The sequence below is a fragment of the Vibrio sp. S9_S30 genome (assembly GCF_014694455.1).
Classification (GTDB): Bacteria; Pseudomonadota; Gammaproteobacteria; order Enterobacterales; family Vibrionaceae; genus Vibrio.
The window spans coordinates 1-20,126 of the sequence record NZ_JAAUWT010000030.1 but is presented as its reverse complement, the minus strand read 5'-3'; the positions used below and the strand labels follow the sequence as shown (position 1 = coordinate 20,126).

The window sequence follows — 20,126 nt, the reverse complement described above, 5'->3', positions numbered from 1 at the left end:
GTGTTCATGTCATGTTTTTATATCGAGTCTGCAAACTGCACATTTAAATAATCCGCAAACTCTCGAATAGTCGGGTTTTCGAGCAGCCAAACCGGTTCAATCTGGATACCCAAGTTTTTACTTAAACGCGAAGAGATCTGCATAGCCGACACGGAATCCATGCCATAATATTGTAGTGATTCATCGACCGAGATCTCCTCAACTAATAACGCGTGTTTTACGGTGTCCAGCACGATTTTGGGGATGTCGCGCTGCTCCCTCTGTGGCAGCTCAGCCGACAACACAGCTGCCACTTTGAGAATGGCGTCTTCAGTACGAGCTTGGCTCTGGTCAAACAAGATGCCATACACTTTTTCTACTTGAGCATCGCTGAAGTGATTGACATCAAACTGAGCTAACATGCCAATCATTGCATCCTTAATAGTCCCTTTGTCGCCGTCACTCAGGTGAGACTGGTGTGTCGACCATTCGGTCAAGAGCTGTTCCAGTTGTTCCGACTCGGTTAACACAGTGTCTTGCCTATCGACGTCAAAGAAACGTTTCGCTTTGTCTTTATCGGAGATCCCGACAAACCCGACCACAGGCTCAGATAAATTCAAACTCTCACAAAACATCGGCATCGCAACATCCATATCGATGGGGACCATACCATGTTTTTGCATTACATCCATTCGCGCAGCTGGCATATATCGGTCTACACTCCACCCGGCCCAACATTGTGATATCGCTCGACCAAAACGTAACCCTTCAGCTGTGAGGCCATTTCGATAACGTGCAAAACTATTTTGGAAGGCCGCTGAATAGCCGTAATCCGTTCCGCCTCGCAAGCCAAAAGCTGCGATCGACGAAAACATCACAAAAAAGTCCAAAGGCGCTTCAGCAAGGCACCTATCCAGATTAACCGTACCTGTGACTTTTGCCTTTATCGTGTCACTAAATTCCTGCCAACTTTTTGCTACCAATAAGTTATCATGCACCAACCTTGCCATATGCACCACCCCATGGATCGGCCCCACTTGTTGAGCAACTTGCTCAAGGGTTTGCTGCAGTGCCTGTTGGTCACAAATATCCACTGCATGGTAATGGATACGTCCTTTGTATTGGTTGAGCTGCGCGCACAGCGCACGCTGTTCATCATCGAGCACAGAGCGAGACAGTACCACAAAATTGGCCTGCCAGGTTTTCACCAATCGTTCACATAACAAACGGCCAACGGGACCAAATCCACCCGTTATGAGGTAGGTTTTTCCATCCTCAAATGCAATCTGCTCGGGCGCACTCTGCACCTCATCTTGGTGGTATTCAGCATGTAGCTCTATTTGGCGCTCACCTTGATGATACTGCACTTTTTTAACCGCTTTGTCGACGCCATCGCTTTGCAACACTTCTTGTAGCAACATTTGTTGTAATGTTTGCTGTTGCGATCCATGCTGGATCAAAGTAAAGCGATAAGCGTCATTTTCACGCGTCACAGATTCATAGAACCCGGACATAGCATCAAGATACGCTTGACTGGCTGCTCTGTCTTCATAGATATAATACACTTCGACAGCCTGCTGCCAATTATTTTTCATGGTGGCTTTGAGTAACCCAAACAGTCCCTGTAGGCCTGTTTGTGCTTCTCGTGCACTGTCGTCTAAGCTGTCCATGCACAAAATATAGTCAGGCAATGACGCTAATGAGTCCATCTTTGCGACCTGCTGATATGACAAGCAGGTAAGCGCTGGGAATTCGGCCAGTTTGGCTTTATCACATACTTGATAGAGCAATTTAGCCAACGCAGCTGTTTGAGGTTCTTCTCCCAATAGATACAAGGTTTTACCTGCTAACTGTGCTACGGCTTTATCCCAGGAGTCGACAGCGTCGAAAGGAGATGCCGCATAATGAGGCTTTGTTAACAGCCAAGAGAAAGGCTGCGCATTGGACTCCGGTGCCAACACTGTGCCACTATCAACCTCCTCAGATGAAGGCACCCAATATTTTTTCTGTGTAAAGGGGTAAGTAGGCAGCGGCACTCGGCGACGCTCAGTGGCTAAAAATAGATGGCTCAATTCAATGCGATACCCTTGTACAAACAGATCGGCGATGATACGCAATGCGTCGTACTGCTCCTGCGCGCTTTGGCTGCTGCTGAAGCGCTGAACACATTCATTGCTATATGCTTGCAGTGACATTTGTTTTTTAAACGCTTTTCTATCAAAGTGCGCATAACTGTAGGCGGGATCCTCTCTGCCTTCGATATAGGTCGTTAAAATTTGTGCCAATTCTTGCTGATCACGGGCAACCCACGCCAAGCGGTGTGCACAGTGCTTCCGACCATTGAGCAGGGTAAAGCTCGTTGCTGCCAGATCAAGTTCGTGACTTTGACTGTGTGCCAAGAGCTGTTTGGCCATGATCAGCAACTGAGGTTGTGACTGTGACGACAACACGAACAAATACTGTGCTCGTGGCGGTTGGACATGTGCGCTAACTGGCGCTTCTTCGAGCACTAGGTGTGCATTAGTGCCACTGAATCCAAATGAGCTGATCGCGGCTGTTCTTAGTTTGCCCACTGGCTGCGCCCACGGAGTGAGCTCAGTATTGACGTAAAATGGCGTATCGGCAAAATTGATCTGATCATTGAGCTTTTCGTAGTGAATAGTCGGAGGCAGCTGACGATGTTTTAACGCCATTAAAACTTTGACCGCACTGGCAACGCCGGCAGCCGTGATAGCATGCCCCATGTTGGACTTGATTGACCCTAAAGCACATGCATTGGCAGACTGAGCTGCCTCTGTCTGAAAACTCGCCTTTAGACCCTCACTTTCAATTGGATCCCCTAAACTGGTGCCTGTACCGTGGGCTTCGATCAGTTGAATATCCTCAGGTGCAATGTTGAAACGACGGTGAACCTCTTTTATCAGCTTTTGTTGCGACTTTGCGCTCGGCGCTGTGATGCCATTGCTGGCACCATCTTGATTGATACCACTGCCTTTTATGACGCCATGGATGTGATCGCCATCCGCCAAGGCATCCGCGAGTCGTTTCAGTATTAACACACCGACTCCTTCAGCGGGTACAAAGCCATCCGCTGCGGCATCAAACGTCTGACAGCGGCCCTGTTTAGACAGCATATTGGCACGGTCCGCTTGCAGATAGAATTCAGGGGTTGATTGCACAAATACCCCGCCAGCAAGCGCCACATCCAGCTCGCCGGACCACAGCCCCTGACACGCTAAATGAATCGCAACCAAAGAGCTTGAACAGGCCGTATCTACTGCCACGGCAGGTCCCATCAAGTTTAAGTAATAAGATAACCGCGCCGGGGTGATAGAGCCAGCATTCCCCCAAAAAGCTTGAGCAGGGGCGTCTTGCGACAACATGTTCTTGTAGTCACCGCTATTACAGCCAACATACACTCCCGCTTTTTCACCAAAGTTGGGATCACCGGCATAACCTGCATCTTCAAGCGCTTTCCAAGACTCTTGTAAGAACAATCGCTGCTGTGGATCCATATAGGTTGCTTCGGTCCCTGAAATATTAAAAAAGCCTGGGTCAAATTGCTCTATGTTACGAAGAAAGCCCCCTTGAGCACAAAAATCAGTGGATAGCCCAGCGTATTTTGACATATCCCAACGTGTTATTGGCGTCACTAGATCAACGCGATTAGCAATGTTTTGCCATAGTGCATCCACGCTCTCAGAGCCAGGGAAACGGCCACTCATCCCCACCACAGCGATCGCCTCATCTGGATATTCGCGTCGAGTTGGTAGCTGTTGCACTTCCTGTTTCGGCGTTTGCTGAATGTCATTGCTCGAAGACGTAGGATCATTGTCCAAAGCGGTGTGAAGCACTTGCGCATGGTCAAAGCTATTCATATTTTGGGCGATATTGAGCTCTGAGTAGCTCGTCAAAATATGTTCTGCTAGCTGCTGTACTGACACATAATCAAACAACACTGTGGTGCTGAGCTCAATGCCTAATTGTTGGGAAATACGTTGTGCCACACCGACCCCAGAGATAGAGTCCAAACCATAGTCCGCAAACCCCTCGTGGGGATCAATATCAGCCACAGGAACTTTCAATGCATCACACAGAGCTTGTGTGATCACCTCATAAATTGCAGCTTGCTGCGCATCATCAACGGCTTTTGACTGACTGCTGTGTGTCGCCGCCAACTCGGGGAACGCTGACACCGATACTGTTGTCTCGGCTATATCAGGGTGTTGTGCCAATATATGCTGACAGAGCTGCTCGACATTGACATGGTCGAATAACACCGTGGTGTTGAGGTCAATGTTAAGTTCATTGGAGATGGTTTGCGCGACATTCACACCTGTGATGGAGTCTAGCCCATAGTCTGAAAAAGCTTCTGTTGGTTCAATCACCTCTGGCGGCACTTTTAATGCGTGAGACAGTGCGCGCGTGACGATTGACATCACTTCAGCCTGATCGGTTTGCGACGATTGCACAGGTGCAGCGCTACTAACTGATGGCTCAAGGTGTGGGATCTCATTTTCAGCTTTGTCTGATAACAAAGACACCACATACTGTGCCAGTTGCTCCACATTAACATAGTCAAATAGTGCTGTGGTATTGAGATCTACGTCCAACTCAGTGGAAATGGTTTGCGCCACATTGACGCCAGTGATCGAGTCTAAGCCATAATCCGAGAACGCTTCTGTGGGGTCAATTGACGCTGTAGGCACTTTTAATGCCGCCGAAAATGCCTGCATGATCACTGTATTCACCTGAGTCAGCTGCTGCGCAACTTGCCCAGAGCTACGGGTGGCTGCGGACACGCTCTGGGTCTTCTGCGCTGCCGGCTTACCGACATCTAGGGGAAGATCCGTGCTGTCTACCTGCTTGGGTATCATATAATTGCCATCACTGATCGCAATGACAATTTGCTGACCCATGCCATGAGATTGTGGCGCGGGGAAGTAGCTTTGGCTAAAACCCTGTGCAGCCAAACAAAGTTGCCAGCCTGATGAGGATAACCCCGGTGAATACGGCATTCGCAAAGCAGCATCTTGATACAGCCACCAACCATCTAACAAGCCAAAAGTCAGATGGCTATATACAGAGCGCTCGCTCAGTTCATTGAGGATCAATACACCATTGCGTTTAAGCAGCGCTTTTGTGTGTGCCAAAGTGGTGCTGATACTCTTCGTGGCATGTAATACTTGTGCTGCTATGACGATATCGTAACTGCCTGTACTCACCCCTTGCGTCAAGAGGGGTTGTTCGATATTAAGCAACTGCGTTTTGATAAATGGAAAGTCTGCCACATAGTGGGTTTGTGCATGATTGAGAAACGCCTGAGAGACATCGGTGTAACAATATTCGGCAATCTGTGGCGCAAACGGTCGCAGCTTTTCTAACAGTCCAGCTGTGGTGCCGCCCGTGCCTGCACCTATCTCCAGAATTCTTAATTTACGACCATGTCCCTGTTGCTGCCAGGCTCGAATGGCTGAACAAACGGCCAGTGCGACGTCATGGTTAAAGTAATCCGACACCTCATTATTTTTATACACACCTTCTACCAAAGCCATAGACGACTGAGGAAACATAATATCGGTGGCTTTTATCTTACCTGTGATGATATCAGGTAGAGCCGTGATCATGGCATCCAATAGCGTCGCTTTTGCCGCGATCAGGTTGTTATCTTGATTGTGTTGGCAATATTGTTTCCAACGCTGCCAGCAGGTGTCCGCATCCAGTGTCTGCGCTGGTTGCAATGAGAGTAACCGCTGCCCCACTTGTTTGATCCACCCAGCTTGCTGCAAGAGCTCCACACTGTACGTCAACCACTGGCTAAACATCGTCATATGATACGCACTCAGCCCCAACCCTTGTATACTGCCAACCAGATCGGAAATGCTCACTTCTGAACCTGTGTGCCCAGCAAAAACTCCTGCAGCACGTAATTGTACAGCTAACAAAGGCAGCAAAGCTTCAGTCAAGGTTTGATTGGCTTGCTGATCTAATTGTCCAAGGTGTCTGAGGGCTTGTTGACGCGCAGCTCCCTCCTGATAGGCCAAATCAAATTCAGCCTGAATATCAGGTAATACATATTGTAGCTCTTGAGCACGAGTGATCTGAGCATGTTCGTTCACGCCGCCGATCTGTGCCCTGCTGTCCACACGAATAAATCCAAGTTGTGGCTCATCACTGCTCAGTAAGTGATGAATGGCTGCCATGGCAGGCTCAGGCTGGATCGATAAGATACCAGCTTTCTCCATTCTATGACGATAAGACGCGTCGCTCACTGCACCGACATCTCCCCAATAACCCCAGTTGATCACGCTCACTTTGCATGACCAATGGCGGTTTATTTGCGTTGCGAAAACATCTTCAAACACCGAGCCAGTGGCATAGTTTGCTTGCCCTGGATTGCGTGTAAACGCAATTAAGGATGAGAAAAACAAAGCAAAATCCAACGATTCAGCCTTAAATGTTTGTGCCAAACACAGGGATATATCCACTTTAGCGCTTAAACAACCGAGGAACTCATCCTGTGACATTCTGGCCAAACTGCGATCTTGCAGCACCAATGCTGAGTGCACCACCCCATGAATGTGCGAGTGGCGTAATTTAATTGAATCCAACGCGTCACGCATCGCAACTGGATCACTGGCATCTGCGCACAGATACCAAGGCTTGGGACCATATTGTGCAAGACTTTCCATAGCGTCGCTGATCTCAGCATCTTGTTCACGCCGGCCAATCCAGACCACATGGGCTTGATGGGTTTTAATCATCATTTCACTCCACACCTGACCTAAACCGCCAGCGCCGCCAACAACCACATAAACCCCGCCATCGCGGTAGGGCTCACTCGACACACTCGGTGGCGTATATGGGTAAAGTTGTTGAACAAACCATTGCCCTTGTCGGTAAGCTATCGATACACCATCGGTAGCTTGTTCAACACGACTCAGCGCGTGTATTGGCAAGCCACTGATAAAATCGCTATCCACAGCAGTGACATGCCAGTTTTTATACTCTTTGGCCAGACAGCCAAATAGGCCATGTAGACTTGCATAAGCGGGATCGGCTCCTTCATCCGGCAAAACGGAAAAGGCATGGATCGTAACCAGTTTGATATCCAGTGCCCGATTTGCATAACCACACTGTAGTAGTGCCTTGATAAAGTTAAAGCAAAGCAATGCGCTCCCTTTTTGCGTACTGCTGAGCTTAGTGTATGCAAGGTCTAAATCATTGCCTGATGCACTGTCATAGTTCAGTTCAACGTTGGCAGCTAAACACACGATTTCATCAAATTCGCCAGCATGAGTGATCTTGTTGACAATGTCCTCGACGGAGTAGCTCTCTTTGAGTGCAATGCTTGTGCCTTTGTTATATTGCAATACGCTGAGCGCTTTTGAGTAGTCTCCCAGCTCAACCACTAACGTATTGCGTTGTGTATCGAGGCGTTCATGCTCAGCGGCAACGGCTACAGTTGTCCAGCGCGGTATCAAATATTGATCCCACGCGTCGTTCGCACTTGCTACCGATGAGCTCGCGCTATGGCTTGAGCTGGTTTTGGTCACCTTGATCTGCTCATCTGAAGGCGTTTGATGTACGCTGCCCGGTCCATGATATGGCATCACTGCTAACTGTTTAAATTGCACGCTTAGTTCACCTTTGTTATTGAACACCTCAATATTGAATTGATGTTTTGCCCCCTTCTCGTCTCGACTGCACAGCACCCACATAGTGGCACTTAGCGCTGCGTGGATACGCACTTGCTGACATGAAAACGGCACCATCAAACGTGGATCCGCATCTTGTATGTAAAATGCTTTGATTGCTTGCAAAGCCGCATCCATCAGGCCCGGATGTAAAGTGAATGTACGCAGCTGGCTTTCCTGTGTCGGCGCAAGCGCGATATTGGCAAGCGCCTGAGTGGGAGTGACGTACAGCGCTTGGACCAAACGGTGTGTCTCACCATATTCAATGCCGTGCTGCGCAAAAGCCGCATAGAAATCCGCTGGTGCTATGGCGCGGGCACTGTCCATTAATTGTTGTAAATCTGGCTGTTTATTACCACCAAAGCGGCCGTGTTGTGGATCCCGCTCCTCGATGTTGATCTGCGCATTCATACACAGCGCGTCATTATGTTGCACCGTAAAATCAATGCTGCTACTGCCTTTCGGGGTCAGAGCCATCTCAATACGGTCACCTTGTTCAGCCACGACCACAGCGCGGCGCCACACCATATTTGACAGCGAGAGACCATGACTATCCGTGAGTTTATGTACGTCTTTGGCAGCTTGCACCGCCATTTCTAGATAGGCCACACCCGGCAGTACTTTTTCGGCGCTCACTTGATGATCGCGCAAGAACCACTCCTGCCCGTTAAAATCGTTTTCATAACGCACACCCGAAAAATTGGATGTATTACGCTGTAACAACGGATGCTGATGTGGCGTCACAGGCGCAAGTTGTGGCGCATCATCACAAATTGATGTGTACCAATATGAGTCCTGCTTGAATGGATAGGTCGGCAGAGATACGCGACGAACTTGCTGGTCTGTAAACCACAGAGCCTGCGCATCGACCTTTTGCCCTAAGCACCAATCGAGTAACCACGGATATGCGGTAAAATCCGTAGCGGCTTGATTTTGTTGTTCGTTCGCCACCTTGATATTTGCACTGAATACACCTGTCGCGGCTTGCCCGCCCTGATAAGATGTCAGCTTCTCAACCAACTCAGTGCGAGAACTGGCGATGATCACCAAACGCTCTTTGAGCGCTTTGCGTCCAACTTGCAGCGTATACGCGATATCAGCAAGAGCAACTGAGTCAAAATGCCCCGCAGCAAACCACGCTAAGAAATCACTGACCAATATACTCAACTGCTGAGGTGTTGCAGCAGAGAACATATAGGGCAGCGCCACATCACTGTCATCGGCTGAACTACGCGCAGCCACTGGATACTCTTCAAGCACAATATGTGCATTCGCCCCGCCCGCGCCAAACGAAGAAATACCGGCGCGATAAGGTAAGATGGTGTCCTCTCGCTGCTGGTGTGGCCAATCTTCATAGTGAGTTTGTAGTTGCAGCAAAGAATGCTCAAAATCAATATTTGGATTCAGTGTTTGAGCGTGAATTGAAGGCACTAATTTTTGATGCTTCATTTGCAACAGCACTTTGCTCACACCCGCAACCCCTGCCGCCCCCTCACAGTGTCCAATATTCGACTTTACTGAACCGATGCGGCAGCTAAACGGTGCACTGCTCATGCCTTTAAAGGCTTTTTCTAAACCTGCAATTTCAATCGGATCGCCCAGTGACGTGCCTGTCCCATGGGCCTCGATATAGCCAAGCGTGGTCACATCAACATCTGCACTGGACAGCGCGCTACTGATCACCTCGGCCTGTGCATTGGGGCTGGGCACAGTGTAGCCATTGGTTTTACCTGCGTGGTTAATAGACGAAGCTTTTATCAGGCCATAGATTTGGTCATTATCCCGAAGTGCCTGTGAAAGTGGTTTCAGGATAAGCGCACCACACCCTTCACTGGGCACATAGCCATTGCCATCCGCGGCGAAGCTCTTACAACGCCCTTCTGATGAAGCAAAGTTGCCCTGCGCCAAGTTTAAATATTTATTCGGGTGCAGATTTAGGTTAACCCCGCCAGCAATCGCAGCATGACAGTGGCCATTGAGAATGCTTTCACACGCTAAATTAATTGACGTCAATGACGCTGAACACATGCTATCGACAGCCAAACTAGGTCCCGTAAAGTTCAGACTAAACGACACCCGATTAGCAATTGAGGCAGCACTTCCACCGAGTGAAATCGGGGTGCCATGCACACCTTGCTGCGCGCCATAAAGTTGATATTCCGAATACATGACGCCGACAAATACTCCCACTTTTTCGCCCAGCAGGTTGGCACCAGGCTGAGCGCAATAAGTATCGGCATAACCAGCATCTTCTAACGCGTGATAGGCACACTGCAAGAATATACGCTCTTGCGGATCCATAAATTCCGCATCATGGGGAGAGATATTAAAAAATAAGGGATCAAATTCATCTACGCCATCAATAAAACCGCCCCACTTACTGTATGTTTTTCCAAGTACCCCTTTGCGCTCATCAAAGTAACGACTGTGATCCCAACGCGAGGCCGGTATCTCAGTAATGGTATCCACACCTTGAACGAGGTTTTGCCAAAACTCATGTAGCGAACTCGCTTTGGGATAGCGACCTGCAATCCCAACGATGGCAATGTGCTGTGGTTGCGCTGGCAAGGCAGCTGTCAGTGTCGGCTCAGTATGAGGTGCTGATAATACCGTGTTTTCCTGGTGCGATGCTCCCCCGTGTGGTGCGCCGCTGTGCTGATCGAGTTCACCTTCAATGGCGGTTTCATCAGGCTCAGTCACACTCGAGTCAGGCGCAGTGTTGGGCGCAAAGTGCGCTTGCAATTTTTCAGGGAAATGTTCTGAAATATATTGGCTGATCTGCGCAATGGTATTGTATTCAAAAAACAGCGTTTTTGGTAAACGTCCGCATATTTTCTCAAGCGCACTGGTCATACTCACCACCATCAGAGAGTCAATACCATAACGCTCAAAATGCGCATCGCTGGTAATATCTTCCAATGCGATATCAGTATGTTGGTGCACAAGTTCACGCAATAGCTGCGCAACATTATCAGTGATCTGTTGCGTTGCCACTGGCGCGTGCTGCGCCGCGCTAATTTGCTCACTTGAGTTGAGTATCTCTGAGCGCTGCTGGCGCTCAGGTGCTTGATTAAGATAGGTATTTAACTCGTCAAGCGAGCCTGCTTGATACAGAATATGTTTGTCGATACTTTCACCTAACTTTGCACTGAGCCTATCGATCAGCACGCTCCGTTGTGTCATATCAAAGCCATACTCATCAAATGCTAGATGGGTGTCCAATTCATGGGCTGCCACACCAGTCAATTCACAGCTTTGTGCTATCAAAAAGGCCATTGTCTGATCAGGTGATTGGGACTGAGTTGGTGCGTTAAACAGCGCCCGGATCCGCGCGCTGACACCATGCATGACAAACACATTGTCGTGTCGACTCTGTAACACTTGATAAAGCGTTTGCAAGCCTTGTTGCGGAGCCAGGGTGCTCATCCCCCACTCTTGGCGCATGCGCGCAAGAGTCGGCGCATCAATTACCATTCCCTCGGTACCCCAAATAGGCCAGTTGATGGACACAGTGCGACCTCTGCGTTCACCACGTTGAACTAACTGACTGCGGTACGTCGCATACCGGTCCATAAACTTATTTGCAGTGGCGTAATTGCCCTGACCCACATTCCCCAATACGGCGCTAACAGAGGAAAACAGCACCAGATTTTCAACATCTAAATGTTTGGTGGCGGTATCTAGGTTCACCACGCCAGCAATTTTTGGTTGGTATGTCTGGTGCAAACGCTCTGGAGCCATATAAGCCACCAAACTGTCACGGGTCACGCCAGCACAGTGCAATATCGTGATACATTTCAGCGCATTTTGGTGAGCAGCAATAAAGTGGTTGAGTGCCGCCGCTTGAGTCACATCGACACTGTGGTAAGAAGCGTGACCACCAAGCGAGTTGAGTTGTGCGATCTGCTGCTCGGTGTGCAGATCGGCTTGACGCGACCCCAGTAAGAAAATACGTGCGGTGCGGGTGTGCTGAACAATATCTTGTGCAATCGCGTAGCCAATCCCGCCCAAACCGCCAGTGATCAGATATACCGCATCGTCACGCCACGGACTAAGAGCCGCTACATCAGGGTTGATCTCGGTCCAAGCTTCTCGGTATAGCGTATTGTTTTTATATAGTAAATACGCTTCATCCATATGATTGGTTGCAACGCAGCACAGTTCATTTATGTGTGCTTGGCTGAGCGGTGCTGACCCTTCTGGTGCTGCAATGTCGATAAATTGGCAATGAAATCTCGGATCTTCAAGTGCTGTGGTTTTTAATAACGCGGATAAGCTCGACGTAACCGATGTCAGGATATTTTCCTCACCTTCAGGCATATGTGTGGCGGCCACCACTTGTAAGCGGATCTCTGTCAATTGTTTTTGCTGCATCAGCAACTGTAACATCGCCAGCAAACAACTCGAATGGCGCTCAAAAGTTTCGTTTAAGTTCTGATGTTCTACGCCATTAAATTGCTCACACACTTGCTGCAATTGTGCCTGATACGGCGCAAAGTCGGTTCCAGCTTGGATCTGTACATGTGTCTCACCCAATACAACAATCAACTGCTCTTTATCCAGTGCAACCCCGTCACGCAGTGCTAAATGCACCGCTCGTTCTGTCGCTTGTATCGCGTGGCTAAACTGTAACGTTTGCATGTCCTGCACTGCTGGCACACTCACCTTATCCGGTGAGGGGGAGGTCGCTAACATGGCTCTAAAACTCAACCCGGTCATGCTCGCAATCAAATTGCCTTCTTCGCTAAACACTTCAATATTCACTTTGTGCACACTGGTGTTCGCATTGAGATCGGAGGTCATAGTTATATGTGCGCGCACAGTGTCATTGAGTGCGCCATAAATTCGCAATTGTTCTAACGCGATTGGCACCAGTGCCTCATCAATATCACAGCTGCGAGCAATCAAAACCGCTGCGGATTGCAGCACCCCATCAAAAATCCCTGGTTCAATCTCCATCTCTTGTTGCGCAAAGTTTTGCGCTGGGTGTACCACAATATCTGCAACCCCTTGCGTGCCTGAGATGGTCAATTGCGAAACTCGTCTAAACTGCTCACCATACGCTATGTGGCACTGCTCAAAATACGCGTAGATAGACTCAGCAGATAGCACAAGTGATCCGCTTGTAGGGAGCTCAGGCACAGCACGATTCAAAGGCGCAAAGGGCGCTTCCAATTGCGCTTCTCCGCTACAATGCGTCACAGGCTCAACTTGCGAAGAGCTCGCTGTACTGTTGATTTCAAATCGCGTGCCAGCCCCGTCACGATGCAGGTCAATGTGCACCGTTTTTGCAGCTTCATCAAGCACCCAAGGTGTCAACCAGCCAATATTGTTCATCACCAGAGTGTGTCGCTCAACCGGCTTAGTACCTTGCGTGGATATTGACAGCGCCGCACGCACCATCTCAACCATACTGACACCTGGCAGTATCTTTTTGCCATGGATCACATGTTGTTGTAAAAAGTAATCTTGGCTGTCAAAGTGACTGACAAAACGTTGCTGCAAAAAGGTCGACGCGTTGTTATGCACTAATGGATGAAGTTTGTTGGCCTGCTGCACAGAAGCGCTGCGCCGATTTTCAACCTGATTATCTACCCAAATGGTCTTTTGCTCAAAAGGGTAGTCAGGCAACGTGATCACCCGAGCTGCACTGTGCTGAAATAACACTGAAAAATCACATGCCTCGCCCTCGCTATAGAGCTGTCCAAGCATATCTAGTGCTTGCTGATAAAGTACGTGGTTTTGCTCCGTTATCGCTTTGTTTAGTGAGTCCATTGCAAACTGTGCATAGCCTGGGCGCACCGCGCTGGTAGATACTGACTGAATATTGTCATAAACCTGTGTTGCCGGCTCGCCGGCTATCCACTGCTTTAAGGCCTGCTCAGCGTGCGCCAGATTTTCAACCACACACGCAAAGCGGTATTCAAAATGCGTACGCCTTTGCAACAGCGAGTAACTCAGATCCGCACAGTTAGTGACGAGGCCACTTTGCAGATGTGCCAAGAGATCTTCAACGCGGCGGCTGAGCTGCTGCGCCGTCTTTGCCGACAAGCAGAGTAAATAGTGGCTCTGGGTCTCTGTTGTGGACTGTAATTCAGGCGCTTCTTCAATCACTAAATGGGCGTTGGTGCCGCTAAACCCGAACGAGCTGATCGCGGCTGCTCTGGGGCGCTGTCCACTTGACTGCCAGTTCGAGAGCGCGGTATTGACGTAGAAGGGGGAGTCATCAAACTGAATAGCTGGGTTACCTGTGTTGTAGTTCAGTGATGCCGGGATTTTTTTATGTTGTAGCGACAACAGTATTTTGCACAGACCAGCCATGCCCGCAGCCGTGGCGGCGTGCCCTAAATTGGTTTTTATCGACCCCAATGCAATCCACGCGGTGTTACTGGAGTAGTGGCGGTACGCGCGGCTTAAAGCTTCATATTCAATGGGGTCGCCTAAACGAGTTCCCGTCCCGTGAGCCTCAACCATTTGAATGTTTTCTGGATCAATATTGAATTTGTCATAGGTGTCTTTGATCAGACGCTCTTGAGACACTGAGCTTGGCGCTGTGATCCCATTACTGGTGCCATCTTGGTTTATACCGCTGGCTTTGATCACGCCATAAATTCTATCTTTGTCGGCAATGGCATCGCGCAAACGTTTGAGCACTACAACCCCAACCCCTTCGCCTGGCACAAATCCATCAGCGCGCTCATCAAAGGTATAACACTTGCCTGACTTAGACAGCATATTGGCGCGATTAGACTTCAGATAAAAATCTGGGGTTGATTGCACAAATACCCCTCCGGCAATGGAAATATCGACATCGCCATGTCGCAAGCTATCACAGGCGTTATGGATCGCCACCAGTGAGCTTGAACAAGCTGTATCAATGGCGATGGCCGCCCCTTTTAGATTCAAGTGATAAGATATTCTGGCAGGAATAATTGACGGCGCATTGCCCCAAAAGGCCTGCGCTAGCGGCGCGTCGTCAAACAAGTGGTCGTAATCACCCTGCTCACACCCCACATAGATGCTGACAGCTTCACCATCCATACTTTGCTCGCTGATCCCAGCATCTTCCAAAGCATGCCAACAGGTTTCCATAAACAGACGCTGTTGTGGGTCCATGTAAGTGGCTTCTTTGGGTGATAGGTTGAAAAAGCCGGGATCAAATTGATCAATACGCGTCAGTAAAGCCCCCGTATCACAATACTCACTCGGGTCAATACCCGGATAATATTGCGATAAATTCCAGCGGCGCACAGGTTCAACCAAATCTTCGCCCCTTTCCAATGCAGCCCATAGCGCGGATAAATTGTCAGCTTTACCAAAGCGACCGCTCATGCCCACAATGGCGATATCGTCATCTGATGAGGTCGATGGCATGGTTGCTGCCGCACAGCTCTGCGGCGCAGACAGGCTTTGATCCGCATGCTCACCCGCGGTGATTACATCCTCTACCATATGGTTTTCAGGTTGTTCGGGCAACTGCGTTGCAATGTAGTCAGCCAGCCGTGTGATATTGGTATAGTCAAATAAGCAAGTGCTGTGTAAAGTCAGTGTCAGTGTCTCATTCAAAGCCTGAACGACGTTGACGCCAGTAATAGAGTCGACCCCATAATCCGCAAACGACTCATCGACTTGAATGTCATTCACGCTGTATTTTAAAGCATCCGCTATGACTTGCTTAATGGTGTTTTTCAGCGCTGACGTGCTGTGTGCCTGAGGGATCGCACGCCGTTTGACTAAAGCCTCATCCACGGTATTTGCTTCACCCGTGTCACTATTAACCATAGCAGGTGGCGACTGGGTGTCAGCAGATGCATGTGATTGTGCAAACCGCACGCCATTGCTTTTAGCAACAATAATTTGTTGCCCCAGCACATGTGCACTCAGCTGTGGGAAGGCCACCTCCTGATACCCTTCTTGTTCTAACGCTTGTTTCCAGCCAAGTGATGTCAGTCCTGGACACTCGGGGATCCTGATCGCGGAATCCTCGTGTAACCACCACCCTTCGAGCAGGCCAAAGGTCATGTGGCAAAAGATGGAGTCTTCGGATAATTCATTTAAGATCAAAACACCGCCAGGCTTGAGCAGTGCCTTGGCATTTTTCAATGTGTTGCGAATGTTGCGCGTCGCATGCAGCACATTCGTTGCAATCACCATATCATAGCTGCCACGCTCCACCGCTTGCTCGTCTACTGGCTGCTCTACGTTAAAAATCGCAGTTTTCAAAAATGGGTTGTGCGCTTGATAATGCGTGTGTGCATGCATTAAAAAAGCTCGTGAAATATCGGTGTAGCAGTATTCTTCTACCTGGTGTTGCATCGGTTTTAAGGTCTCAAAGACCAGCGCACTGGTGCCCCCTGTGCCCGCTCCAATCTCTAATATTCGCGCTTTTTTGCCGTGCTTAAAACCGTGCTGGGTAATATGCGCAGCCACATCTGCCACCAAACGGTTGAAGTAATCCGAGACAGGATTATGTTTGTAAATGCCTTCCAGTAAGCGCATTGAAGACTCGGGAAACATGATCTCAGTTGCCCGTTTCTCTGCGCTGAGAATTGCCGGTAGCGCCGATAACGTCGCGTCGAGTAAATGGGCCTGTGCCGCAGTTGCCGGATCCGCAGTCCAGTTCGCACACGCCTCGGTCCACTGTGTTAGAATCCGCTCATCTGTCGCCAATTGTCGACCTTGTTCGGTGATAGAAAAGACGCACTGTGCATCAGCTTCAGCTGTCTGATAAGCAAGAATGCCGTGTTCACACAGTAAATTGATGGCTTTGTGTAGCCAGCGCTGAAGGTAAGAAACGCTTTGCTCTGCGCACAGCTGCTGCAAACGCTGCTGGAGTGTTTGCACTGTCAAACTCGTACCGTCAAACAAGCCACAGCGGTAAAGTTGGTACCACATATATTGAATGGTTAGCTCATCTGCTGCGCGAAACGTTAAACCACCGGCCAGATCCGCCGCTGCTGGCAACAAAAAGCGATTCAAATCAATGAGATCTAGTGCATCATTCCTCGCCTCTGCGTCGACGTAACAGCGCTGTTTTAGATCTGTATTTGGCAGGTTAGCCGATGCCGTTAAGGCGTTAATATACGCCACTTGATGAAGCTCTGAACGCATCACGATTTCAAGGGTAGCCATCGCATCGGTGATGGTTAAATCCCCCACCCCAGATTTGGCACGCCAGTATTGGAACATGTCAGAGTTGGCCAGTGCGCCCTCAGCCGTCCAATACCCCCAATTGATGGTTTTCACTTGAAACGATACCGCCCGTTGCAATGCGTTTGATAAGGTGTCTTGGAACAGACTCCCCGCCGCATAATGACTTTGCTCCGCGGCGGTGATAAAACTATTGATCGATGAGAAGTTCACCAGATAATCGAGCGATTCATATTTTAGCAGCCGAGCCAGATTCACACTGCTTTGCACTTTGGCATCATAGACGGCGGAAAAATCATCAAAGCTCATATTTTTAAAGGCACACGCCTTAAAAACCATCGCGGCATTGAGCACCCCATTTACCCGACCAAACTGCTGTACAATGTTGTGGTAGGCCGTTTGTAAAGCGGCGTATTCAGTGACATCGGCTTGCACATACTGCAATGTCACCCCTTCTTTGCGCAATTGCGCGATAGATGCTTGAATTTTCGGATCCAGTGCTCTGCGGCCCAGCCAAATCACGTGTACACCTTGATGCTTGAGCATATATTCGGTGACAGCGCGGCCTATTCCCCCAGCCCCGCCCACTAAGACATACACGCCGCCAGGACGACACAATACAGATGCTTGCGCTGTTGTTGGTAAGGTATTCGCCCATTCAATCGGCACAAACTGTCGCACAAGCCACTGCCCATTACGATACAAATGAACCCCATCAAAACGCCGCTGTATGTCGCCAAGGATCTGCAGCGGCCACTCAGTGTCAGTCCCCACATCAAACAAACGCACATTTAGCGCCGGATATTCCTTGCTAATACTGCCAAGCATCCCCACCAGAGGTGCGTGCTCAAAAGCAATATCTTCTGGCAAGTCACTATCCTGTTGCATGAGCAATGTCACACAGGTGGGCGCCACAGACAGCTCGTGTAAGACAAACTGGAGCCATTGAAAACAAACTTGCACACAACTGTTATGCTCGCCGCCGAGGATGTCATCACTCGCCGTCGGAGGGATCCAAATGACTTGACTAATGTGCTGTGAGGCTATGTCAGCCAATGCCTTATCCGGCGCTTGCTGTGCATCAAAAAAATACACTCTGTTATGCAGTCTAGACAATGTCGCCTGTTGCGAAACACTCGCCCCCACCACACACACAGCGCCTTCGTGATACACTGTGCTCACTGCATCATTTTGAGGCTGCAATTCAACTGGTGCCCAGCGCGGTACAAGCGCACACTTTCCGACTCCCCCTTCCATATTCTCTCCTTGCGCTGCATGCTGCACGGTAATTTCTGATGTCGCCTCTTTTGGCTCATGCCGTACTAGATCGTCAGCCTCAGGTAACGACTCAAACCAGCACTCTGATGTCTCGAAGGCATAACTGGGCAAGCTGATATGCTGCGTCAGTTCCGGAATAACCTGATGGTGTTCGATGTCCACACCCTGTAACCACTGCGCCGCTTGGTCATACACTTGCTCAACCTTCTGGTGCTCACTATGAAAAGGCTGACCGTATGACTGCTCAGCAACCGCCGCGATGGCATTTTGTAAATTCGCCAACAGCGCAGCTTGTGAACTGGCTATTACCACAACCCGTTTACTAAAGTGCGTGCGATGCCTGTACAAGTTGGCACAGAGCTGCGCTAACGCCAAGGTAGTTTGACCTGACAACCAAGCGTGCATCTTGGTCAGTTGCACCTGCAAACTGGCCTCGGTTTTGGCCGAAAACACAAATATATAGGGGGATTGTGCCGCTTTTGGCGGTGCTGGCTGCGCCCTTGCAGGGGCTTCTTCCAGTACAATATGTCCATTGGTACCACCAAAGCCAAATGCACTGACGCCTGCACGCCGCGGCAGCAAAAAACCTTGACTGTCGGTGCGCTGTTGCCACGGTTGAGCGTTTTGCAGTACATAAAACGGCGAGTCATCCAATGTGATCCGCGGATTGAGCGATTTAAAATTCGCCAACCCCGGCAGTACACCGGCTCGCATGGAAAGCAAGACTTTGATGATCCCAGCAATGCCCGCAGCCGCTTCCAGGTGACCGATATTAGACTTGGCCGAGCCAATGGCACAGTACTGGGTGTCGGTGCTGTGTCGAAATGCATGCTGAAGTCCCTGGATCTCTATCGGATCACCTTTTGGTGTCCCGGTGCCATGGGCTTCGATGTAGGTCATCGAATCTGGAGTCACCTGCGCATTGTGCATTGCACGTGAGATAACCTGCGCTTGCGCTTGATAACTTGGGTAGGTCAACGTATGGGTTTTACCACAGTGATTGACAGCCCCCCCTTTTATCACGCCGTGGATCTGATCGTTGTCTGCCAATGCAGCCGCCAAGGGTTTTAACAAAATCAGTCCGGCCCCTTCACTGCGCACATAGCCATCAGCGCCGGCATCAAATGATTTACTCTGGCCGCTCGGAGACAACATCCCGGTTTTTGAAAATGAAATGTGTCGCGTGGGGGTCAAGATCAAGTTGATACCGCCGGCCAGCGCCAAATCTGTATCCCCTAATTGCAGGGATTGCATAGCACTGTGTACCGCGTTCATCGACGCCGAACACGCGGTATCCACAGTCACACTCGGCCCATTAAAATCATAAAAGTGTGAGATCCGATTGGCGATAATGGCATTGGCGGTGCCAGTAGACTGATAGGCCTCTATGGGCCTCTCGTGTTTTTCTAACAGCTCTTTATAATCAAAGTTAAACGCCCCAATATACACCCCCACGTTTTGGCCAGCCAGCGATTGCGGTACCACCCCAGCATCTTCCATGCATGCCCATGAGAGTTCTAGCATGATCCGTTGTTGCGGGTCCATTGCCTGTGCAGTGGAAGGAGAAATACCAAAAAAACGGTAGTCAAAACAGTTCACTTTGTCGATAAACCCACCCCATCGTGAATTGCTCTTATTGACTTCGACGAGTGGATCGCCATCGTAATGTCTCCAATCCCATCTGGTATGTGGAATATCAGAAATACAGCTTTTCTGAGCCAAAAGGTTTTCCCAGTACTGATGATAATCTTCAGCTTTGGGAAACCGGCACGCCATACCAATAATTGCGATATCTTTATGTGAAATTGTCGACATTCTTATTATCCTTGAATACTCGTCTCATCTATAAACTACAGGGTTGTGTGCCGTAATTAAGGCAACCAGTTTCTAATCTTACCTGAGATCTGGTTAAGCGACCACGATGCCATGTATATCTAACAGTTCAGACTCTTGGGCTGTTAGATTCAAACTTGGTTTGTCATCTTTCAAGCAATAAGCGATAAGACCACCGACTAAGTTCAA

Annotated in this window: 1 protein-coding gene and 1 pseudogene; both read right to left on the bottom strand. The window is 49.4% G+C overall.

Going from position 1 to position 20,126, the window contains the following annotated elements; genetic code table 11:
* Positions 1–17: 17 nt before the first annotated feature.
* Positions 18–19,919, bottom strand: coding sequence for an SDR family NAD(P)-dependent oxidoreductase (locus tag HC752_RS22250; protein ID WP_190337400.1), 19,902 nt, complete (start codon positions 19,917–19,919; stop codon positions 18–20).
* A 93-nt stretch (positions 19,920–20,012) separates the two neighbouring features.
* A pseudogene (locus tag HC752_RS25510) lies at positions 20,013–20,126 on the bottom strand (IS982 family transposase); the annotation flags it as partial.

Excerpts from the sequence above, each read along its gene's own strand:
- HC752_RS22250 (WP_190337400.1), bottom strand. The coding sequence starts at position 19,919 with ATGTCGACAATTTCACATAAAGATATCGCAATTATTGGTATGGCGTGC.